At 73.2% G+C, this 20,542-nt stretch carries 20 protein-coding genes and 1 tRNA gene; 12 read left to right on the top strand and 9 right to left on the bottom strand.

Features of this window, described 5'->3' with window-relative positions; translation table 11 throughout:
* Positions 1–4 precede the first annotated feature (4 nt).
* The 4 genes from ACFFJC_RS13450 to ACFFJC_RS13435 all read right to left on the bottom strand — a co-directional run bounded on the left by ACFFJC_RS13450 (position 5) and on the right by ACFFJC_RS13435 (position 4,943).
* A complete protein-coding gene (locus ACFFJC_RS13450) occupies positions 5–2,632 on the bottom strand; it encodes a putative Ig domain-containing protein (protein WP_379487993.1) in 2,628 nt (875 codons plus the stop codon).
* A 2-nt stretch (positions 2,633–2,634) separates the two neighbouring features.
* Positions 2,635–2,901 carry a spike base protein, RCAP_Rcc01079 family gene (locus tag ACFFJC_RS13445; RefSeq protein WP_379487992.1) on the bottom strand — a complete coding sequence of 89 codons (267 nt, stop codon included), beginning with the start codon at positions 2,899–2,901 and terminating at the stop codon, positions 2,635–2,637.
* Positions 2,902–3,006: 105 nt separating this feature from the next.
* Positions 3,007–4,083, bottom strand: a complete 1,077-nt coding sequence (locus ACFFJC_RS13440) for a polysaccharide pyruvyl transferase family protein (RefSeq protein ID WP_379487991.1) — start codon at positions 4,081–4,083, stop codon at positions 3,007–3,009.
* A complete protein-coding gene (locus ACFFJC_RS13435; protein ID WP_379487990.1) occupies positions 4,080–4,943 on the bottom strand; it encodes a glycosyltransferase family 2 protein in 864 nt (287 codons plus the stop codon). The genes ACFFJC_RS13440 and ACFFJC_RS13435 overlap by 4 nt, the downstream gene beginning before the upstream one ends.
* Positions 4,944–5,149: 206 nt before the next feature.
* Here ACFFJC_RS13435 and ACFFJC_RS13430 point away from each other — a divergent pair, with 206 nt between their 5' ends.
* Entirely contained in the window at positions 5,150–6,373 is a 1,224-nt protein-coding gene (locus ACFFJC_RS13430) for a polysaccharide pyruvyl transferase family protein (protein WP_379487989.1), read from the top strand.
* On the top strand, positions 6,370–7,620 hold the full coding sequence (locus ACFFJC_RS13425; protein ID WP_379487988.1) for a glycosyltransferase family 4 protein: 1,251 nt from the start codon (positions 6,370–6,372) through the stop codon (positions 7,618–7,620). The genes ACFFJC_RS13430 and ACFFJC_RS13425 overlap by 4 nt, the downstream gene beginning before the upstream one ends.
* On the opposite strand, the gene ACFFJC_RS13420 is transcribed toward ACFFJC_RS13425, so the two are convergent.
* Together ACFFJC_RS13420 and ACFFJC_RS13415 are read right to left on the bottom strand one after the other, a co-directional pair.
* A complete protein-coding gene (locus tag ACFFJC_RS13420) occupies positions 7,613–7,888 on the bottom strand; it encodes a hypothetical protein (protein WP_379487987.1) in 276 nt (91 codons plus the stop codon). The genes ACFFJC_RS13425 and ACFFJC_RS13420 overlap by 8 nt on opposite strands.
* A 118-nt stretch (positions 7,889–8,006) precedes the next feature.
* Positions 8,007–9,224 (bottom strand): CDP-glycerol glycerophosphotransferase family protein, encoded by a 1,218-nt coding sequence (locus ACFFJC_RS13415; protein WP_379487986.1) that lies wholly within the window; start codon positions 9,222–9,224, stop codon positions 8,007–8,009.
* Positions 9,225–9,346: 122 nt separating this feature from the next.
* Between ACFFJC_RS13415 and ACFFJC_RS13410 the strand changes: the two genes are divergently transcribed.
* Together ACFFJC_RS13410 and ACFFJC_RS13405 are read left to right on the top strand one after the other, a co-directional pair.
* Positions 9,347–10,024: a response regulator transcription factor gene (locus ACFFJC_RS13410; RefSeq protein ID WP_379487985.1), complete on the top strand. Its 678-nt coding sequence runs from the start codon at positions 9,347–9,349 to the stop codon at positions 10,022–10,024.
* Positions 10,021–11,397 (top strand): sensor histidine kinase, encoded by a 1,377-nt coding sequence (locus tag ACFFJC_RS13405; protein WP_379487984.1) that lies wholly within the window; start codon positions 10,021–10,023, stop codon positions 11,395–11,397. The genes ACFFJC_RS13410 and ACFFJC_RS13405 overlap by 4 nt, the downstream gene beginning before the upstream one ends.
* An 87-nt stretch (positions 11,398–11,484) precedes the next feature.
* Here the strand turns inward: ACFFJC_RS13405 and ACFFJC_RS13400 are convergent.
* A tRNA-Leu gene (locus ACFFJC_RS13400) sits at positions 11,485–11,571 on the bottom strand.
* 212 nt (positions 11,572–11,783) lie between these two features.
* Between ACFFJC_RS13400 and ACFFJC_RS13395 the strand changes: the two genes are divergently transcribed.
* The 3 genes from ACFFJC_RS13395 to ACFFJC_RS13385 are packed head-to-tail and all read left to right on the top strand — an operon-like array spanning position 11,784 to position 13,717.
* The gene (locus ACFFJC_RS13395) at positions 11,784–13,271 is read left to right on the top strand and encodes a helicase HerA domain-containing protein (protein WP_379487983.1); all 1,488 of its coding nucleotides are present in this window, start codon (positions 11,784–11,786) and stop codon (positions 13,269–13,271) included.
* Between the two features lie 51 nt (positions 13,272–13,322).
* Positions 13,323–13,514, top strand: a complete 192-nt coding sequence (locus ACFFJC_RS13390) for a DUF4169 family protein (RefSeq protein WP_379487982.1) — start codon at positions 13,323–13,325, stop codon at positions 13,512–13,514.
* Complete coding sequence (locus tag ACFFJC_RS13385; RefSeq protein ID WP_379487981.1) at positions 13,514–13,717, top strand: hypothetical protein; 204 nt, start codon at positions 13,514–13,516, stop codon at positions 13,715–13,717. Before ACFFJC_RS13390 ends, ACFFJC_RS13385 begins: the two co-directional genes overlap by 1 nt.
* A 70-nt stretch (positions 13,718–13,787) precedes the next feature.
* Here the strand turns inward: ACFFJC_RS13385 and ACFFJC_RS13380 are convergent, their stop codons facing one another.
* Positions 13,788–14,849, bottom strand: a complete 1,062-nt coding sequence (locus ACFFJC_RS13380) for a L,D-transpeptidase family protein (protein ID WP_379487980.1) — start codon at positions 14,847–14,849, stop codon at positions 13,788–13,790.
* Between the two features lie 119 nt (positions 14,850–14,968).
* On the opposite strand from ACFFJC_RS13380, the gene bioF reads away from it, so the two are divergent.
* From bioF to ACFFJC_RS13355, 5 genes are read left to right on the top strand one after another with little or no spacing between them, the layout of a single operon-like run.
* Positions 14,969–16,132: an 8-amino-7-oxononanoate synthase gene (gene bioF, locus ACFFJC_RS13375; RefSeq protein ID WP_379487979.1), complete on the top strand. Its 1,164-nt coding sequence runs from the start codon at positions 14,969–14,971 to the stop codon at positions 16,130–16,132.
* Positions 16,129–16,749, top strand: a complete 621-nt coding sequence (locus ACFFJC_RS13370) for an alpha/beta fold hydrolase (protein WP_379487978.1) — start codon at positions 16,129–16,131, stop codon at positions 16,747–16,749. The genes bioF and ACFFJC_RS13370 overlap by 4 nt, the downstream gene beginning before the upstream one ends.
* The gene (locus ACFFJC_RS13365; protein ID WP_379487977.1) at positions 16,746–17,510 is read left to right on the top strand and encodes a methyltransferase domain-containing protein; all 765 of its coding nucleotides are present in this window, start codon (positions 16,746–16,748) and stop codon (positions 17,508–17,510) included. Before ACFFJC_RS13370 ends, ACFFJC_RS13365 begins: the two co-directional genes overlap by 4 nt.
* A 7-nt stretch (positions 17,511–17,517) precedes the next feature.
* Entirely contained in the window at positions 17,518–18,150 is a 633-nt protein-coding gene (bioD, locus tag ACFFJC_RS13360; RefSeq protein ID WP_379487976.1) for a dethiobiotin synthase, read from the top strand.
* Positions 18,147–19,409, top strand: a complete 1,263-nt coding sequence (locus ACFFJC_RS13355; protein ID WP_379487975.1) for an adenosylmethionine--8-amino-7-oxononanoate transaminase — start codon at positions 18,147–18,149, stop codon at positions 19,407–19,409. The genes bioD and ACFFJC_RS13355 overlap by 4 nt, the downstream gene beginning before the upstream one ends.
* 33 nt (positions 19,410–19,442) lie before the next feature.
* Here ACFFJC_RS13355 and ACFFJC_RS13350 read toward each other — a convergent pair whose 3' ends face one another.
* Positions 19,443–20,489, bottom strand: a complete 1,047-nt coding sequence (locus ACFFJC_RS13350; protein ID WP_379487974.1) for a DUF7064 domain-containing protein — start codon at positions 20,487–20,489, stop codon at positions 19,443–19,445.
* Positions 20,490–20,542: the final 53 nt, after the last annotated feature.

Raw genomic sequence — 20,542 nt, 5'->3', positions numbered from 1 at the left:
GCCGTCAGGCCGCCTGCACCGCGATCGTTGCCGCCACCCACTGCGCCGCGGCCGAGAGGGTGAAGCCCGCGGGCTCGGTGCCGGCGGCGCCGATCCTCCACGCCGTGGCGTTGGTCGACTGGCCGCTCGCACTCGAAGCACGCACCGCGAAGCCCTCGTGCCCTGCGGGACCGGCCGAGACGGAAGCGGTGCCGTCCACCGCCAGCGCCGCGATCTGGAGCCCGGCGCCCGGCCAGCTCGGCGCGATCGCGGGTGCCGCCGCCGCCGCGGTCGAGCCGCGCGCATAGCCGCTGACCTCCACCGCGCCGCTCGCCCCGCCGACGCGCAGCACCCGCGTCACCGCCTGCTGCGCGGCGGAGAGCCCGACGTTCAGCACCTTGCCGCCCTCGGTCCCGTCGGCCGTGCGCGTGAAGATCGCGAGCACGTGGGCATTGGAGTTCGCCGGATATTGCGCGCGTGCCGTCCAGCCGCCGGCGGTCGCGTCGTCCCAGGCGGCCGCGACGTTGCCGTCGACGCTCATCACCGCGACGAGCACGTCCCCGGCCGCGACCTCCGCCGGCAGCGCCACCGCGATGCTCGTCGCGTCGCCGGAGTTGAAGCTCTCCACCTGGCCGAGCACGGCGATCGTGGCGGCCGGGGCGATGTCGATGGAGAATGCCGCGTCGGCTATGGCCCCGCTCGCGTCGGTCGCGCGCAGCACCAGTCCGGCGGTGACGCCGGCGCCGGCCGGCGTGCCTGCGACCACGCCGGTCGCGGCATCGAGCGCGAGACCCGCAGGCAAGCCCGAAGATCCCGGCGCCAACGCGAAGGAGAACGGCGCGGTGCCCTTGACCAGGCGCGGCACAGGGCCCGCGTAGGCCTGTGCCTGCTGCCCGCTTGCCGCCACGTAGCGCAGCCCGAAGGGAATCGCCGCGAAGGTCGCCAGCAGATGCTCGGCCCGCGTGCCGGCCTGGCCCTCGTTCGGGTGGATCCCGTCTGAGGAGTTGGCGGGCAGCGCCATTCCGCGCCCCGCGATGGTCTCGGCATCGGACAAGGAAAAGGCGGGATCGCTGGCGACCGCGTCGATGGCGTCGAAGCAAGCCAGCCCGTCCGCGCCCGTGGGGCCCGAGCGCAACCACGCATTCCAGGCCAGGCGCGCCTCCTCCTGCGCGGGGGAGAAGCCGATGTCCGCCAATGCCTCCTGCCAGATCACGATGTCGAACCCATAGGCCCGCAGGCTGGCCGCCATATGCCGCGCCTGCGCCTTCATCGCGGTGAGCGTGGACGCCCCGTTGGCCGCGTCGGTGACGCGGGTCTTGATGTCGTTGTGGCCGTAGTCGGCGACATAGACGTTGGGCACCCCGGGCGTGAGGAAGGCGGGGGAGGCGGTGTCGAAGTCGTTGTAGTGCTGGTCCAGCCGATGCCCCGGGATCGCGACGTTGCGATAGAGCACCCCCAGGTCCGAGCGGTGGTGCATGGCGGCCGTGATCGTCCGGTTGTTGGCGCCGCCGGTCCCGAAGACGATGCTGTCGCCCCCGGCCAGGAAGGACAGCGACGGCGCTGCCGCCGTGCCGAAGGTCTCGCGCAGCACAGCCTTGATAGCGGCGGTGCCCGCGGCGGAAGGCGCGGCGGAGCAGACCACGAAGGCGCGCCAGTCGGTGCGCCCGCCATATTCGACCGCCTCGCCCACTTCGCCGCCCTGCGCCAGTGTGCGCGGCGCGGCGGCGGGGTAGTGCGCGGTCTCGTGGTCCCGGTGGACGACCTGCCCGCCGGGATCGGAGACCAGACCCAGCACCGCGAGGTTGCAGATGCCGAGCGCGCGCGCATTCGTCTGCGTCGCCGACACGGAGGCGCCGTCCACCATCGGCTGCATGGCGAGGTTGCCGGGCGTGCGCGGGCTGGTGAGGCCGAAGTCCGTCGTCCCCGCCCCGAAGCCCCAGTAGCCGCAGGTCGCCGCCTGGCCGGGGGTGCGCGCCACCATGAAGACGGCGCAATCGGCGCGTTCCACGGCGAGTTCGGGAGGGATCAGCAGCGGCGCGTCGGTGTCGTAGTTGGTGATCGTCGGCCCGCCCTCGCCCAGCCACAGCACCGGCTGCGCGGCGGCGAGCGGCTGGATCAGGTGGCGCCCCCCTCCGGTCTGGTCATAGACCGCCGTGACGGTGAGGACCGATGCCCCCCGGAATGCCGCCGCGGCGGCAAGGTCGATCGCCTGTCCCGAAAAGCCGATGTCGCTCTCCGCGCCGTCCGCGCTGCGTCGGACGCGCAGCGCCGGTCCCCCGTAGGCCGCGAGAAGCCGGGCGAGACCGTAGACGCCTGCGAAGGCGGGACCCGCCGGCAGGTACGGCCCCGAGGCGCTCCCGCTGCCGGGAACGGCGCCGCTCAGCGTCAGCGCGTATTCGACGGCGCGGGCGGAGAGGCCGGAGCCCACCGCCTCGCGCACCAGGGCGACCTGGCTTTCGCCGGCGGCGAGCGGGGCGGCGATCGCGATGCCGCCGCCCGACAGGACGAGGTTGGCGTGGCTGCCGGGCCGCAGCGCGAAGGTCGACCCGGCACCGAGCGTGCGAGGCAACGCCAGGGTGGTGCCGGGCGCGGGGGCGATGCGGGCGCGGTTGGCGACGCCGCCGCTACGGCCGCCCGAGACGAGGCGCGCCATGGTCAGGCTTCCCCGACGATGTCGGCCGCGCTCGTGCCGGTGGCCCGCACGTAGAGCGCGCGCACGGCGAGGTAGCTGGCGTCCGGCAGGTTGCGGTAGGTGACGTCGGCCGCAGCGTCGATCCCGCGCAGGACGACGTCGCCGCCGGTCCCGACGAAGAGGCCCTTGGGCACCCGCGACAGCGCCTCGGTATCGCTGGGAACGACGGCGAAGGGCGCGCGTGAAGGGGCGAAGGCTGCGTCGGCGTGGGTTTCGAACGGATCCTGCATCGGGGCTGCTCCGGCTGTTGGGGGACACGGCGCGGCGATTCGCACCTATCTCGTTCATGGTATGTTCCCACTCGGGCCGTGTAGGAAAGGGGTTTCTTACCCCCCTCAGCGCAAGTTGCCGGCTGCGGCACCGGCCATCTCCTGGCGCAGCCGCGCGCGGTGGGAGCGGTCGAAGGCGAGCGCCGCAGCGACGCAGTCCGCCGCTCGCGGCTCCCGCTCCTGCGCCTGCGGCAGCAGTGGAACCCCGAAGCGTTCGGCCAGCGCGCGCAGCTTGGCGCTGCCGTCCTCGATCGCGAGCGCCGGAGCGTCCGCCAGCAGCGCGAACACCAGCGCGTGGAGACGGTTCGTCACCACCAGCGCCGCCTCGCCGTAGAGGCCGCATAGGGCACCGAGGTCGTAGCCGTCCGCGATCCGCGGCGCGTGCGCCTGCCAGCGCGCGGCGAGCGCCGTCGCGGCCGCCCGGTCCCGATGCGGGTCGTGGCAGGCGATGACCAGCCCGGCACCGGGGCACAGCGCCAGCGCCGCGGCAACGGCAGCGTCGAGCGCCGCGCCGTCGAGGCCCCGGCATTCGCCCGCATCGACGCAGGGGGCGACCACGATCCACCGCCGCGCGCCGGGTCCCGGCACCGGTGCGGGCGCCCCCTCGAGCGGGAGGAAGGCCATGTCGGCGTGGACCGCGCCGCGTCGGCCGGGAAGCAGGCCCGCGAGGTGGCGGGCGGAGAGTTCGTCGCGCAGGTTGAGCGTGCCTGCGGCCCGCAGCACGAGGCGCCACAAGAGGCGGCGCAGCGGGGAGCGCACCGCGCTCACGCCCAGGCCCCGCGTCACCAGCCGTCCGCCGCCGGCGCGGGCGCAGAGTACCGCCAGCGCGAGCCCCAGCAGCGCGCGGATCGCCACGTTGTCGCGCACCAGCTGCCCGCCGCCGAGCACGATCTCGGCGCCCAGCGCGTGCCGCGCGAAGCCGAGCAGCGGCCGCCCGGGGACCAGCACGCCGCCCGCGGCCTCCACCTGCCGCACGACGGGCGCGGGCAGCGCGGCCCAGTACCGCACGATCCCGCCCCGCCCTCCGGTCAGCGCCAGGTTCTGGAGCAGGAGCTTGAGGTCGCCAAGGTTGTGCAGGTCGCCGCAGACGAAGACCTGCCGCCGCCCGCCGGGCGCCGCGCACATGGCCGCAGCGCCCGTCATAGGCCCAGGATGCGGCGCGGATCGACCCGGCCCCGCAGCCAGTCGGCCAGTGCGATCAGGTTGCCCAGCAGCCGCCCGCGACGGTCGATCGCGGGCTCGGGCCGCAGGCTGCGCAGCGCGTTGGCGGCGAGGTTGCCGAACAGCAGCCGGTGGCCGAGCGCCGCGCGCATCGTCCCCTTGCGGCGCAGGTACAGGACATTGGCCACTTGCGAGTAGCCCAGCCGCTTGCCCGAGGTGCGGCCGCCGCTCGCCCCCAGGTGGACGCCGGTGATCGCGCCGGTGGAGACCTGCCGGCCGCGCCGGCCCAGGCGGCTGGTGAAGTCGATGTCCTCCTGCCAGCCGTAGAGCGGCAGGTTCTCGTCGAAGCGCAGCCCCGCGGCCGCCCGCGCCCGCACCGCCATGTTGCAGCCGTAGAGCTCGTGCCGCGCACGCAAGGGTGGCGGGTCGGCCCAGGGACGGGAGAGCAGCGCCAGCGCCTGCTCGATCGTGAGCTCTCCGTCCCGCACGCCGTCGGCGCGCAGTTCGCCGGTGATCCCCACCAGCCCGGCATCGGCGGCGAAGAGCGCCTCGACTGCGGCGAGGTAGTCTGCAGCCGGGACGAAGTCGTCGTCGAAGAAGACCAGGGTGTCTGCCTGTCCTTCCAGCAGGTCCAGCGCGCGGTTGCGCTGCCGGCACGATCCCGGCTCCGAGAACACCACGCGCAGGCGACCCCCACGTTCCAGCCCAGACACGTCCTGCGGGCAGGTGGCGGCGACGACGATCCCGTCCGGGGCACGGGTCTGGGCGCCGAGCAGCGCCACCGTCCGGCGCACCAGCGCGGCCCGGCCGAGGGTGGCGATCACGACATGGATGCCGGGCACGATGCGATCTCCCCTGCCGAAGCGGACGAAAAAAGAGGGTGGTGTCCGTCGGCCATCGTAGTGAACGCTTCCCTCCAGACAGTATTAAACCTTCTTAACCTTCACTGATCCTCCTCCATCTGCAGCACCGCCCCTGCTAATTCGAGATCCGGTCATGCCGCCGGGCGTGCCGATACTTCCCATTCTTGCGGAGGCCGTCGAACACCATGGGCGAGGCGCTGCCCCTACTGCGATCCGCACCGCCCAATCCCGGACGCATCGTCCTGCTCAACGTCAAGTACAGCCCCAACCTGGGTGACGGGCTGCTGAGCGAATGCCTGGAGCGCGAACTCGCCCAGGCGCTGCCGGGGTGTCATGTCGTCTCGCTCGATCTTGCCGGGCGCAGCGCCTTCGCGGTCCGGCATGGCGCGACGCGCGGCACCCTGCTGACGCTCCTGCAGGCGATACCCGGGCCGCTGCGCGCGGCGGCGGCCGGCCTCGCGTTGCGCGGGCTGGTGGCGCTGCGGCTGCGCCGCCGCTACCGTGCCGGGCTTCGCGGCGCGAACGCCGTGGTCGTCGGGGGCGGGAATCTTTTCACCGACACCGATCTCAACTTTCCGATCAAGCTCTCGGCCGCGCTGGATGAGGCGGCGCGCGCGGGGCTGCCCGTCGCCATCCACGCGGTGGGCGTCGCCCCGCGCTGGTCGCGAGCGGGCAAACGGCTCTTCGCCCGGGGCCTGCGCGCCGCACTGCCCCTCGCCGCAACCGTTCGCGACCGGCCTTCGTGCGCGGCCTGGCAGGCGCACTTCGCCGGCGGAGAGGCACCCCCTGCCGCGATCGCGCTCGATCCCGGCCTGCTGGCGGGCCGGCACTTCCCGCAGCCGGAACGCCGGCGGGAGGGTCGCAAGGTGGGATTTTGCATCACCGACCCGCGCGCGGTGCGCTACCACAGCGACGATCCCGCCGCGGCGACGCTGGAAGCCTGGTATCCCGCCGCCCTGCGCGCACTGGTCGAAGCGGGTTTCGAGGTGGCGCTGTTCACCAACGGCAGTCCGGAAGACCGCGCGTACTTGCGCTCCCGCCTGGACGAATGGGTCCGCCGCGCCCGCGGCCCGGTCGCGCTGAGCGCCTCCTTCGAGGTGCCGGCGGACCTCGCCGCCTGCGTCGCGGGGTACGCCGCCGTCGTCGCCCATCGCATGCACGCCTGCGTGGCGGCGCATGCCTTCGGCGTGCCCGCGATCGGGCTGCGCTGGGACGTCAAGCTGGAAGGCTTCTTCGCGCTGGCGGGACGCTCGGCGCACCTGCTGGACCCCGCGAAGGTGGCCGCCGGCGATCTCGGCGCGCGGGTCCTGGCGGCGATCGCCGACCCGCCCGATCCCGCCCCGCTCGTCGCGCGTGCGCAGGCCGAGGTGGCGGCGCTCGCGCGCGCGCTGCAGGATGCCACATCGTGATCGAGCGGGTGGTCCAGATCAACGACCTCAGCGAACCGCTGGGCGGGGCCAGCCGGCTGGCGGTCAAGGCAGCCTGCGGGCTCGCCGCCAGGGGCCATGCGGTGACCTTCATTGCCGGTGATGGCGGGGACAGCGCAGCCCTGCGTGCGGCGGGGGTCGGGATCGTCGCGCTGGGGCAGCCGCGCCTGCTCGCCGGCGGCCGTGCACGGGGGATGGTCAGCGGCCTGTGGAACCGCGCCGCCCATGCCATGGTGCGCGACTGGATCGCCGTCCACGACACCCCCGCGACCGCCTATCACCTCCACGGCTGGTCGCAGATTCTCTCGCCCGCCGTGTTCGCCGCGCTCGCGCCCGTGCGCGAGCGGCTGGTCGTCTCGGCGCACGATTTCTTCCTCGCCTGCCCCAACGGCGCCTTCGCCTCGCTGCGATCCGGAGAGCCCTGCCCGCGTACCCCGCTCTCCGCCGCCTGCCTCGCCGCCCCGTGCGATCGCGATGGGGCCGCCCACAAGCTCTGGCGCGCCGCGCGCCACGCGGTCCAGCGCCGCGCCTACCGGCCGGGCGCATCGCCGCCGGTCCTCGCCATCCATGCCGGCATGGGCGACCGCCTGGTGCGCGGCGGCGTTTCCCGGGACGCGATCCGGGTCCTGCCCAATCCGGTCGAACCCTTCGCGCCCGCGCGCATCGCGGCAGAACGCAACCGGCAGGTCCTGTTCGTCGGTCGCCTGGAAGCGAGCAAGGGCGCCGACCTGGCCGCCGCGGCGGCGTTCCGCGCGGGGGCACCGCTGACGGTGGTGGGCGAAGGCCCGCTGGCAGCCGAGGTCCGCCGCCTCCACCCCCAGGCGCGGCTGGCTGGCCGGTGCGACCCGGCCGAGATCCGTCGGCTGGCCGCCGACGCGCGCCTGCTGGTCATGCCCAGCCGCTATCCAGAACCCTTCGGCCTCGTCGCGCTGGAGGCGGCCTGGAGCGGGCTGCCGGTGATCCTGGCGCCGACGGCGCTGCTGGCGCCCGATCTCGTGGCCGTGGGCGCCGGTCTCGCCGTCGATCCGCGCGATACCGCCGCGTTCGCCGCTGCGATCCGCGATCTTGGCAGGGACGACGGCGCGGTGCGGGCGATGAGCGAAGCCGCCTTCGGCGGCACCCGCACGCTCGGCCTGACACCCTTCGCCTGGATCGCGCGGCTGGAGGAGATCCTCGCCGGGTGCGTCGCGAATGCGCGGCGAAGCGGGCCTGCGGCTGCGCTCAGGTGACGAGCGCCAGGATTCCCGCCCAGAGCAGGAGGCTGAGGAGCGCTGCCAGGAGCCACCATCCCCACCGGATCGGCCGGCCGCCGACCCGCCCCGGTCGCTGCCCGGCGCTCGCTATCGGCCGCGCTCCGGAATCGCCGTCCGCACTGGCCCGCCCCGACTGGCGATCGGGCCCATCCGCGCGCGGCTGCCAAGGGCTGGCGGGACGCGGGGGCGGCGTGATGCCCGCCTCTGCGGCGATGACCTCGCTGCCCGGCTCGCTCGCCGACATGGACCGATTCTCCTGATGCGACGCGATACTTCGGGCAGAACCCTATGGCGCTGCCCTTAGCTCATCTAGCATGCGTCCGGCGAGCGGTCGAGCGTGCCGGACAGATCGCGCCCGCAGATCAGGCCGCCCTCGGCAGTTGCCCGGCCCCGCCGAGCCCCGCGAACGCCTCCACCTCGTCCGCCGCTTCGCAGACCGGGTCGCGGCTTCCGAAGGTGGGCGTGCCGTCCGCCAGCCAGTGCAGGCCGTCGATCGAATAGGCCATCCGCTCGCGCTGCCAGCCAAGGTAGGCGGCGTGGTTGTCGAATGCGCGCTCGATCGCCGCCACCGGGTCGGCTCCGGGCGCGATCACCTCGCCGAAGTGCCACATCGCGTAGTCGTCGCTCTCGTGCCACTCGACCGCATGGGGATCGACGAAGAGGCACGGCCTCGGGCGTACCAGGAACTCGTAGACCTGGCTGCTGACATCGCCGACGTAGAGGTCCGCCGCCAGGGTGTAGGTCATGTCGCTGCAGCGCTCGGAGCCGAGATCGACGATGACGCGGCCGGGCACCGCCAGCGCCTCCCAGCGCCGCCGCCGGCGCTCCGACCAGCCGCGGGCGAGCCGCACGTGCGGGGCGACGACGAGGTTCCAGCGCCCGTCCGCCGTCACCGCCTCGACGAGCCTGCGTCCAAAGGCCGCCATCGACGAGTGCTTGCGCGCGAAGTGCGGGTTGTAGAGGATCGTCGGCCGGCCGTTGTCGAACAGCGGCGGGCGCTGCACGCCGGTGGCCAGCATGGTCGAGAGCTTGACCGGGCCGGTGACGCTGCAGGCATCGGGCTGCACGTAGCCGCTCGCGATCAGGCGGTCGCGGTCCTTGGCCCCGGAGACCAGGACGTGATCGAACAGCGTGAAGCGCTTCTCGAAGCCGACCGCGCGATCGCCTGCCCCGTGCGGGATGTGCAGCAGCGGCGGGCAGTCAGGCACCAGCCGGCGCAGCAGCGTGGAGGTCCGCTCGGCGCACAGGATCGCGTCGGCATCGCAGAGCCGGCGCGACCAGGCGGCGAGGCGGGCGGCCTTGTGCAGCTTGCGCGGCAGCGCGGCGGCCGCGGCGGGAAGCCGCAGGACTTCCAGGCGCGGCATGCGCCCGGGAAGGCCCCGCGCCTGCGCCGCGGCCGCCGCGGCCTCCGCGTCGGTGCAGACGAAGAAGGTGACGCGGCCGGGATGGCGCTGCTCCAGCACGCAGGCGACCGGCAGGATGTGCGCGAACTGGTGCGCGCCACCAATGGCGAGCACATGGACGCGGGGACGCTCGAGCGGGGAACGCGGGGATGGGGTAAGCGTTTGCGAAGCAGGCATCCGGGGCCCATGGCGCAGGTTCATGGCTCCGGCATGGGGCAATCGTGTGATTTTGCCCATCATTGCCCGGGCCCCCTGCCACCTCGACGCAGCCCGGTCCGCGGGCTAAGGCTGCGCGGGCCATGCAGATACTCCTGGTAGAAGACGATCGGGCCCTGGCGAGGCACATCATGTCCGGCGTGCGGGAGGCCGGCCATGTCGTCGAGCACTGCAGCGACGGGCGCGAGGCGCTCGTCAAGGCGACCTGCGAGAGCTACGACGCGATCATCCTCGACCGCATGCTGCCCACGCTCGACGGGCTCAAGGTCTTGGCCGCGCTGCGCGCCACCGACGATGCCACGCCCGTGCTGATCCTCAGCGCGCTGGGCGACGTCGACGAGCGGGTGCGCGGGCTGCGCGCCGGGGGCGACGACTACATGGCCAAGCCCTTCGCGATCTCCGAGCTGATCGCCCGGCTGGAGAGCCTGGCCCGCCGCAACGCTCCGGTGGCCGAGCCGGCGAGCCTCCTGCGGGTCGGCGACCTCGAGCTCGACCTGGCCGCGCACAGCGTCACCCGCGGCGGGCGGCGCATCACGCTGACGCTGCGCGAGCTGCGCATCCTGGCGTACCTCGCCCGCAACGCCGGGCGGGTGGTGACCCGCTCGATGCTGCTGGAGAACGTGTGGGACTACAACTTCGACCCGCAGACCAACATCATCGACCAGCACATCAGCAAGCTGCGCCAGAAGATCGCGCAGGATCACGAGACGAACCTGATCCACACCGTCCGGGGCGTCGGCTACATGATGCGCGCGGAATGAGGCGGCCCTACCGCAGCCTGTCGTTCCGCCTGGCCCTGCTCTATGCCGGGCTGTTCTGCGTCTCGGTCGCCATCATCATGGGTGCGGGGTACTGGCTGCGCGTGGTCGTGCCGATGGACCAAGCCCGCGCCATGGTGGAGGGCGAAGCCCGGGCGTTCGGCTCGACCTATCGCGCCCGCGGCCTTGCCGCCACACGCGACGCGCTGGAGCGCCGGGCGCGGGCCAAGGGCGGGCCCAAGGCCTTCCACGCCCTGGTCGCTCCCGGGGGACGGGTCGTAACCTCCAACCTCCCCGGATGGCCGCCCCGCCCGCCGCAGGAGCTGACGCTCATCGAGGCCGACGCCTTCGGCCGCGGCACCGAGATCGACTACAACGCCCTCGTGCGCGACCAGGTGCTGCCCGACGGCGCCCGGCTGCTGGTCGGCCGCGACGTGGAGGAGATCACCAGCGAGGCCGAGGCCCTGCGGATCGCGGCGATCTGGATCCTGGGCGTGACGCTGCTGCTCGGGCTCGCCGGCGGCTGGCTGATGAGCCTCGCCATCGGGCGGCGGATCGAGGCAGTGACCCTGGCGGCGCGCCAGGTGATGGAAGGCGACCTCGCCGGCCGGGTCCAGGTCCGCGGCACCAACGATGACTTCGACCGGCTCGGCGAGACGCTCAACCTCATGCTCTCGCGCATCCAGACGCTGTTCGAGGCGGTGCAGAGCGTGTCCGACAACGCCGCGCACGAGCTGCGCACCCCGCTCGCCCGCCTGATCGGGCGGCTGGAGGACCTGGAGCAGCTTGCCGGCGACGATCTGCCCATGCGTTGCGCCGCCGGCGACGCCATCGTCGAGGCGCACCGGCTGCGCCAGATCCTGGCCGCGCTGATGCGCATCTCGCGCCTGGAGAACGGCCGCCACCCGCTCGAGCTGCGGCGCACCGACGTGATCCAGCTGCTGGAGGACCTGGTCGAGTTCTACCAGCCCGAGGCCGAGCGCCGCGGCATCGAACTGGTCTGCACCGCCCGCCGCCCGCTCGTCGCCGACCTCGACCTCGATCTCGTGTTCCAGGGCCTGTCGAACCTGCTCGACAACGCGCTCAAGCACGCCGGCGGGGCCAGCCGGATCGAACTGGTGGCGGCTAGGACCCGGACCGGCCTGCGCCTCAGCGTCTGCGACGACGGGCCCGGCCTCGCGCCCGGCGAGGCAGCGCGGGTGACCGAGCAGTTCTATCGGGGCGACGCATCCCGCGCGGTGCCGGGCGACGGCCTGGGCCTCAGCATGGTCGACGCCATCGCCCACGCCCACGGCGCCACCCTGGAGATCGTGCAGGATGACCCGGGACTGCGCGTCTCGCTCGAATTTCCGGAGCGGCCACCCGCGCGGCCATGAGGGCAGCAACGCTCGCCCTGCGCGGCGCCGGCCATCGCCGCGTCGGGGGTGCCCGAAGGCAATGATCAGTGCTGTTCCGAAACTGCCTGGTGCGGTCGAGAAGACTCGAACTTCCACGGGCTTTCGCCCACAACGACCTCAACGTTGCGCGTCTACCAATTCCGCCACGACCGCTAAATCAACGGGGGGATCTGCATCCGCCCCGTGGCAGGAGCGGGCCCTTAGCAAGGGTCCATGCCCCCTGCAAGCGAGTCGCGCAGATAATTTTCGATCGCGCCGCTTTTTCTTCCGCCGCAGCGCGCTTCGCACCCGCGCCGCGCTAGCTTCTGGATAACGCGCGCCCTGCCCCTTGCGCCGCCCCGGCCGGCTTTGGCAGGAGCCGCTGCGTGAGCGCGAACATCGTCATCGGCCAGGCTCCTCAGGGCCAGTCGATAGAGATCGACATCAAGGAACTTCTCGCGACCCGCCTGCTGGTGCAGGGCAATTCCGGGTCCGGCAAGTCGCACCTGCTGCGCCGCCTGCTCGAGGAGAGCGCCGGCATCGTCCAGCAGGTGGTGATCGACCCCGAAGGCGACTTCGTCAGCCTGGCCGAGGAGTTCGGCCACGTCGTGATCGACGGGTCGGCCTATGGCGAGGCCGAGGTCGCCCGGCTCGGCGCGCGCATCCGCCAGCACCGCGCCTCGGTGGTCCTCGCGCTCGACGAGCTGGAGATCGACCAGCAGATGAAGTGCGCGGCGCAGTTCCTCAACGCGCTGTTCGATGCCCCGCGCGAGCAGTGGTATCCCGCGCTGGTGGTAGTGGACGAGGCGCAGATGTTCGCGCCCGCCGCCGCCGGAGAGGTGTCGGAGGAAGCTCGCCGCGTCAGCCTGGCGGCGATGACCAACCTCATGTGCCGCGGGCGCAAGCGCGGGCTGGCCGGGGTGATCGCCACCCAGCGCCTCGCCAAGCTCGCCAAGAACGTCGCGGCCGAGGCCAGCAACTTCCTGATGGGCCGCACCTTCCTCGACATCGACATGATCCGCGCCGCCGACCTGCTCGGCATGGAGCGGCGCCAGGCCGAATCAATCCGCGACCTCGCCCGCGGGCAGTTCCTCGGCCTCGGGCCGGCCATCGCGCGGCGGCCGGTCGCGGTGAACATCGGCGCCGTGCGCACCGGCGCCAAGTCGGTGACGCCCGGCCTCGCGCCGCTGCCCACGGCTACCACCGAGGAACTGCGCGAGCTGCTCCACGAGAACCTCCACGTCGAGCCCGAGCGGCCCGAGTTCCCGCGCCCCGCCCCGCGGACCGAGGACGCCGAGACGCTGGCGCGTCGCATCGCCGCCAACGAGATGCTCGAGCCCAGCCCGGCGCAGGCGCGCGAGCGGGAGCGCGAGCGCGAGCGCGCCGAGCCGGGCGCGGAGGAAAGCCGCGCCGCGATGATCGAGATCATGAACGCCATGGCGCTGGAGGACGATTGCACCTTCCAGTCCTCCACCACGCTGTTCCAGGACTTCACCATCCGCTGCCGGATGAAGGGCATCTCGGTGCGCGGCCTCGACGCGACGATGTTCCGCCGCGGCTTCGCGGCCGCGCTGGCGGGAATCAAGGACCCGGACGATCCGCGCTGGGAGGATCTGGTCAACCTCTCCAAGCACGTGCCCGACGATGCGCTCGCCCCGTTCTACGTGATCGCCCGCGCGGCGATCGACGGCAAGCCGTGCCCCGACGACATGGACCTGGCCCGCATCTACGGCACCAGCAGCCCGCGGCGCGTGCAGCGCCTGCTGGACTATCTGGAGAAGGACGGGCTGATCGTGGTGCGCACCGATTTCTCCGGCAAGCGCTCGGTCGCCCTGCCGGACCTTGGCGTCACCACCGCACCGGTCGAGGCCTGATCCGGCCGCGGCGGGCTTCACCGGACGCGGGCTTCGCGCTAAGAGCGCCCCATGGCCGAGATCATCAACCTGCGCACCGCCCGCAAGCGGCACGCCCGAGCCGCGGGAGAAGCCCAGGCCGCTGCCAACCGCGCGCAGCACGGTCGCACCAAGGCCGAGCGGCGCACCAGCGAGGCGGAGGTCGCGCGCCTCGACCGCACGCTCGAAGGCGCGCGGCGCGAGCGCGAGCGCGAGCAGGACTGATGCGCACCACCCAGGCGGACGCATCGGTGCGGCTCTACCATCTCGACGGCGGTGCCGAGGGCGGCGCGGCGAACACGCTGTTCTACGGCCCCCTCTCCGAAGCCATGGCCGTCGCCGCCCAGCAGAGCGAGGCCGTGCAGGATGGCCTGTTCCTTGCGACCGATAATGACGTGGTCGCCTATCTCGACCTGCTGGAGGGGTGACGGGTGGCGATGGAGGGGAAGAAACCCCTCCGTCACCGACTGCGTCGGCGCCACTTCCGCCACGCCGCGGTCACGCCTGGAACAGCACCGCGGTCCCGGCGTGGACCATCTGCGCCACGCGCGCCGCGTCCCAGTTGGTCAGGCGCACGCAGCCGTGGCTTTCGGTGCGGCCGATCTTCTGAGGTTCGGGCGTGCCGTGGATGCCGTAGTGCTCCTTGGACAGGTCGATCCACACCACGCCTACCGGGCCGTTCGGGCCGGGTGCCAGGCGCTTCGCCTTGTCGCCGGGCTTGGCGTCCCAGAACAGGTCCGGATTGTACTGGTAGTCGGGATTGCGCGCCTCGCCCTTGATCTTCCAGGTGCCGAGCGGCAGCGGGTCGTGCTCGCTGCCGGTGGTGACGGGGAACTGCCCGATCAGCTTGTCGTCCTTGTCATACGCCCGCAGCGTGCCTTCCGACTTGTCGACCACGATCCGCTCGGCCACGGGCTGGTCGGCCGCGACGCCCAGGCGCTGCAGCGTCTCGGCCCAGCCGCTCTCGTCGCCCTCGATGGTGGCGAGCGGCACGTTGGCGATCGCCGGCACGCGCACCGTGCGTCCGGCGCCCAGGCGCGTGTTCGCACCGTTGAGCGCCACCAGCGTATCGGGCGTCGTGTGGAAGCGCTCCGCCAGCGCCTCGGTCATCGAGCGGTAGCCGAGCCGTTCGAAGCCGGCCTGCTCGGACGTCCTGTGCGGCAGCTCCCGGACGAAGGGGCCGCGCGCGAACGCCTCCGGGATCACGACCAGCCGCGTGGCCGCGGTGCCCGACCCCGTGAAGAGCGCCTGCTGCGTCTGCTGGTCGAGCGCGCCGGTCTCGGGGATGCCGCGGGCCTGCTGGAAGCCGGCGAGCGCCAGCTTGTAGGATTGCCCCTCCTTGCCGTCGATCACGCCGGGCGAGAAGCCGAGCCGGTCGAGCGCGACTTGCGCACGCATGATGAGGCTGTCGGCGGATTCGGTCTCGCCCCCGCCCGGCGCATCGGCGAAGGCGAGTGTGTCGCTCCGGGCCGAAGGCGGCGGTGCGGGTTCGTCGCGCGGGCTGCACGCCGTGGCGGCGAGCGCGAGGACCGAGAGGCAAAGCGGAAGATAGCGGTTCACGCGGCATCCTGTGTCTTGTTCTTGTGCCGTACCAACGCCCGGTCGGGACTTAGGCTCCACTCGCCCGCCGTCGCGCGCCCCATTGTGCCGGCGGCCCGCATGCCATACCGGGGCGCGCCATGAGCAGGCTCGATTCCCACCTGGAGGCGGCGCTGGCGCGGATCGCGCAGGCGGGGCAGCGGCGGCGGCTTCGTCCCGCGGCGATGCTACCGGGCGGGCGGGTCGAGCGGGACGGACGGGCGTTGCTCGACTTCTCCAGCAACGACTATCTCGGCCTCGCGCGGCACCCGCTGCTGGCCGAGCGTGCGGCGCAGTGGGCGCGCCAGGTGGGGTCGGGCTCGGGCGCCTCGCGGCTGGTCACCGGCACCCATCCCGCGCACCTCGCGCTGGAGGCGCGGATCGCCGCCTTCAAGCACTGCGAGGCCGCGCTTCTCTTCGCCAGCGGGTGGCAGGCCAACGCCGCCGTGATCCCGGCGCTGCTGGCGGCGATGCCGGGCGCTGCGGTGTTCACCGACCGCCTGGTCCATGCCAGCATGCACGCGGGCCTCGCCATGGCGGGGGTCCGCCAGCACCGCTTCCGCCACAACGACCTCGATCACCTCGAAGCCCTGCTGGCCGACAAGGGCGCTGCCGCGCCCGCGCGCCTGATCCTGACCGAAAGCGTGTTCTCCATGGACGGCGACCGCGCCGACGTCGCGCGCCTCGCCGCGATCGCGGAGCGGCACGATGCGGCGCTGTTCATCGACGAGGCGCATGCCACCGGCGTGCTCGGGCCCGAGGGGCGGGGCCTGTCGGCGCTGGTGCCCGGCCGCGTCGATCTCGTCATGGGCACGTTCAGCAAGGCGCTGGGCGGGTTCGGTGCCTATGTCGCGGGCTCGCAGGTGCTGATCGACTACCTGGTCAATGCGGCCAGCGGCTTCGTCTTCACCACGGCGCCACCGCCGGCGGTGCTGGGGGCCATCGACGCCGCGCTCGACCTGGTGCCCGGGATGGACGCCGAACGCGCGCACCTCGACGCGCTGGGCGAGCGTCTGCGCGCCGGGCTCGCCCGCCTGGGCCTCGACCACGGCGCGTCCTCGACCCAGATCGTGCCGGCGGTGATCGGCGCCGAGGACCGCGCCATGGCGCTCTCCGCAAGGCTGGAGGCGGCGGGCTTCCTGGCCTCCGCGATCCGCCCGCCCACGGTGCCGCCCGGCACCAGCCGCCTGCGCATCGCCCTGCGCGCGGGTCATGCGGCGGGCGATGTCGATGCCCTGCTCGCCGCCATCGGGGCCGCGCTGTGAAGCTGTTCTTCGCGCATGGCTGGGGTTTCGACCGGCACTTCTGGACCCCGCTCGCCACACTGCTCGAGCGGTTTGAGCAGGTCGTCGACGACCGCGGGTACTTCGGCGCGCCGCGCGCCGCCGCGGTGGCGGGCCGGTGCATCGCCGTGGCGCACTCCTTCGGCGCCATGCGCGTGCTCGCCGAGCCGCCGCCGGGGCTGGCGGGGATCGTCGCCATCAACGGTTTCGAGCGGTTCTCCGCCGTACCCGGACGCGCCGGAGTGCCGCTTCGGGTGATCGACCGCATGCTGCGCCGCTTCGAGGTGGAGCCGCTGGCGGTGCTGGCCGAGTTCCGCCGCACCTGCGGCGCCGAGGTGCCCCCGACCGCGATCGACGCGGCGCCGCTGCGGGCCGATCTCCTGCGCCTGCGCGACGCGGCGCCGCCGCTGCCGTCGGTGCCGGTCGTGGCCCTCCACGGCGGCAGCGACCCGCTGCTCCCGCCCGCCATGCGCGACGCCTGCTTCGCCGGGGCCGCGGTGCGCCGGATCGAGCATGCCGGCTGCGGCCACCTCCTCCCGCGCGAGGCGCCCGCACTCTGCGCGGCGGCGGTGCGCGGCATGGTCGAGGCGCTGGGATGAGCCGGCGCGAGCGCATCCGCCGCGCCTTCGCCGCGGCGCCCGACTATGACGGCCAGGCCCGCGTCCAGCGCGCGGTCGCCGCCAGCCTGGCGGCGCGCATCGCGGCGCTCGAGCTGCCGCCGCGGCCGCGGGTGCTGGAGATCGGCTGCGGCACCGGGTTCCTCACCCGCGCCCTGCGCGACGCCGGCCTCGCGGGCGAGTGGCTGGTGACCGACATCGCCGGCGAAATGGTGGAGCGCTGCCGCGCCGGCCTGGGCGGAGAACCCGGCGCCGCCACGCTGCGCTTCGCCGTGCTCGACGGGGAGCGCGGGACGCCGGCCGGCGGGCCGTTCGACCTCGTCTGCTCGAGCCTGGCCGTGCAGTGGTTCGACGACGCGCCGGCGGCGCTGGCACGCATGACGGACTGGCTGGCGCCGGGCGGGCACGTGCTCGTCACGACGCTGGGAACGGGCAGCTTCGCGCAATGGCGCGCGGCGCATGCGGCCGAGGGGCTGGTGGCCGGCACGCCCGCGTTCGCCGCCACCGAGCGCTTCGCCGCGCTCGCGCCCGCACACCTCGGGATCGAGCGCCTGGTCGAACGCCATGCCGATGCCCGCGCCTTCCTGCGCAGCGTCAAGGCCATCGGCGCGGGCACCGCGGCCCCTGCGCACCGCCCCCTCGGGCCCGCCCAGCTGCGCCGGGTGATGGAACGATTCGACCGAAGCGGATGCGAGGTCACGTACGAGGTGGTGACCTGCCACCTGCACCGCGCTAACGGATGAGGCATCCATGACCACGCGCCCCATCATCGTCACCGGCACCGACACCGGCATCGGCAAGACCGTGTTCGCCGCCGCGCTCGCGGGCGCGCTCGACGCGCACTACTGGAAGCCGGTGCAGGCCGGGATCGAGGACGAAGGCACCGATGCCGAGCGCGTCGCCGCCCTTGCCGGCCTGCCCCGCGGCCGCGTGCTGGAGGAAGCCTATCGGCTCGCCACGCCCTGCTCCCCCCACCTGGCGGCGGAGATCGACGGCGTCGCCATAGATCCCGCGCGCCTGGCGCTGCCGCGCGTCGGCGGGCCGCTGGTGGTCGAAGGGGCGGGCGGCGTGCTGGTGCCGATCTCCCGCACCGAGACCTATGCCGACCAGTTCGCCCGCTGGGGCGCGCCGGTGGTGCTGGTCGCCCGCACCGCGCTCGGCACCATCAACCACAGCCTCCTCTCGATCGAGGCGCTGCGCGCGCGCGGGGTGGCGATCCTGGGCCTGGCCTTCGTGGGTGAGGCGGTGGAGGACAGCGAGACGACGATCTGCGCGATGGCCGGCGTCCGGCGCCTGGGCCGCCTGCCGCACCTCGACCCGCTCGACCCCGCAACGCTTCGCGCCGCCTTCGCCGCCGCATTCCGGCTCGAGGACTTCGCATGAGCGCGCCGGCATCCCCGATCTGGCATCCCTTCACCCAGCACGGGCTGGAGGAGCCGGTCCCGCTCGTCACCCATGCCGAGGGCGCGCTGCTCCACACCGCCGAGGGGCGCACGGTGATCGACGCGATCTCGTCCTGGTGGGTGACCACGCACGGCCATTGCCACCCGCGCATCATGGCCGCCGTGGCCGCGCAGGCGCAGCGGCTGGACCAGCTCATCTTCGCCGGCTGGACGCACGAGCCGGCCGAGGCGGTCGCCGCCGGCCTCACCGCGATCATGCCGCCCGAGCTGACGCGGGTGTTCTTCTCCGATTCGGGCTCCACCAGCGTCGAGGTCGCGCTGAAGATGGCGCTCGGCTACTGGCACGCACGCGGCGAGCCGCGGCACCGCATCGTGGTGATGGAGCATTCCTACCACGGTGACACCATCGGCGCGATGTCGGTGGGCGCGCGCGGCGTCTTCAACCGCCCCTACGAACCGCTGCTGTTCGACGTGGGGCGCATCCCCTTCCCCGCGGCCGGCGCCGAGCAGGACACGCTGGACGCGCTCGAGGCGCTCTGCCGCGGCGGCGACGCCGCGGCGCTGATCGTCGAGCCGCTGGTGCTGGGCGCCGGCGGCATGCTGGTCTACGGCCCGGAGACGCTCAGGGCCATGCGCGAGATCTGCGCAAGCCACGGCGTGCTGTTCATCGCCGACGAGGTGATGACCGCCTGGGGCCGCACCGGTACGCTCCTCGCCTGCGAGCAGGCCGGGATCGTGCCCGACATCCTGTGCCTTTCCAAGGGGCTGACCGGCGGCGCGCTGCCGCTGGCGGTGACGATGGCGACCGAGCCGATCTTCGCCGCACACTGGTCCACCGACCGCGCGCGGATGTTCTTCCACTCCTCCAGCTACACCGCCAACCCGGTCGCCTGCGCCGCCGCCGCCGCGAACCTCGCCATCTGGCGCGAGGAGCCGGTCCGCACCGGCATCGAGGACCTGTCGCGCCGGCAGGCCGCCTGGCTGGAGAAGCTCGGCCGCTTCTGCCACTTCGACAACCCGCGCGCGCTCGGCACCATCGCCGCGCTCGACGTGCGCAGCCGCGGCGAAGGCGGCTACCTCGACGATCTGGCGCCCCGGCTGATGGCCTTCTTCCGCGAGCGGGACGTGCTGCTGCGCCCGCTGGGGAACACAGTCTACGTGATGCCGCCCTATTGCATCACCGACGACCAGCTCGATGACGTGTGGAACGCGATCGGGGAAGCGGTGATCTCGTTCTGACCGGAGCAGGGGACCGGCGGGAGACCACCCGCCTCACAGCTCCATCACGCTCGGCTTGCTCGAACGTTCGATCATCCCGGTCGTGCGCTCGCCGTCCCAGGTGTAGACGGCGTGGGACTGCTGGACGATGGGCCAGTCCTTCGGCCAGTCGGGCGGAAGCACGTGCCCCCCGCGCGAGCGGGTGTTGGCGAAGGTCACCCCGCCGATGGCGATGCGGCGCCCGTCCACCGTCTCCAGCACGCAGGAGACGTCCTCGCCGCCGGTGACCAGCCGGCGCAGCCAGGGGATGACCACCGGCCGGGCTCCGATGCGCACGCCGTCCTCGATGATCCAGCCCTCGCAGTAGCTCGGCGGCTCACCCTCGCGCGGGGGATAGACGTTGAAGCCGAAGGCGCGCCCGCCGGGGAACACGGCGGATTGCCAGCAATGCCCCCAGAAGCCGGCGAAAGCACGATAGCCGGTGCGACGGATGCGCAGGCCGTTGCCGCGGAAGCGCCGCACCTCGCCGTCGATCGAGAGCGTTCCGGTGGCGCGGAACAGCTGCTCGTAGCGCGGGCTCATGTAGTCGCCCTGCGTGCCGCCGAGCGCCTGTGCCGCCTCGGGCAGGATCGTGCCCGGCTCCCAGGGGATCGCCGCCATGGCCATGTCGACGGTGAAGGCGATCTCGCTCCATTCGCGCTCCGTGAAGCCCGGGTCCTCGAGGATCTCCTGGGCGCTGGTGCGGGCCACCGGCCCCTCGAAGTCCACCGTCCAGCGACGGAAGGGCTCGACGCACTCGAACCGGACCGGCCCGGTGCCGCGCACGGTGGGCAGCCCGCCGGGCCCATAAGCCGGGTGCGTGTCCCCGTCGCCCCGGCGCGAATAGAGGCGGCCATCGGCGAAGGCGACGTCCAGCCAGAGCTCGTGCCGGTCCCACTGCGCGCCCACCGCCTCCACGCCGACGCGCATGGCGAAGAGGCCATTCTCCTCTTCGATCCACACGTTCACGGCGTCGCGGATGCCGTCGTCCGGCTTCTCGGCCACGACGTATTCGCGTTCGAGCGGAATGCCGCCGGACAGGTCCTGCGTGGTGGTGGCCATGGCTCTCTCCCTTCCGGTGTTCCGGGAGGGAGGCTGTCACGCGCGGCGCGTCA

It is taken from the genome of Novosphingobium soli (assembly GCF_042432915.1).
Classification (GTDB): Bacteria; Pseudomonadota; Alphaproteobacteria; order Sphingomonadales; family Sphingomonadaceae; genus Novosphingobium; species Novosphingobium soli.
This window is presented reverse-complemented; position numbering and strand designations above follow the sequence as displayed.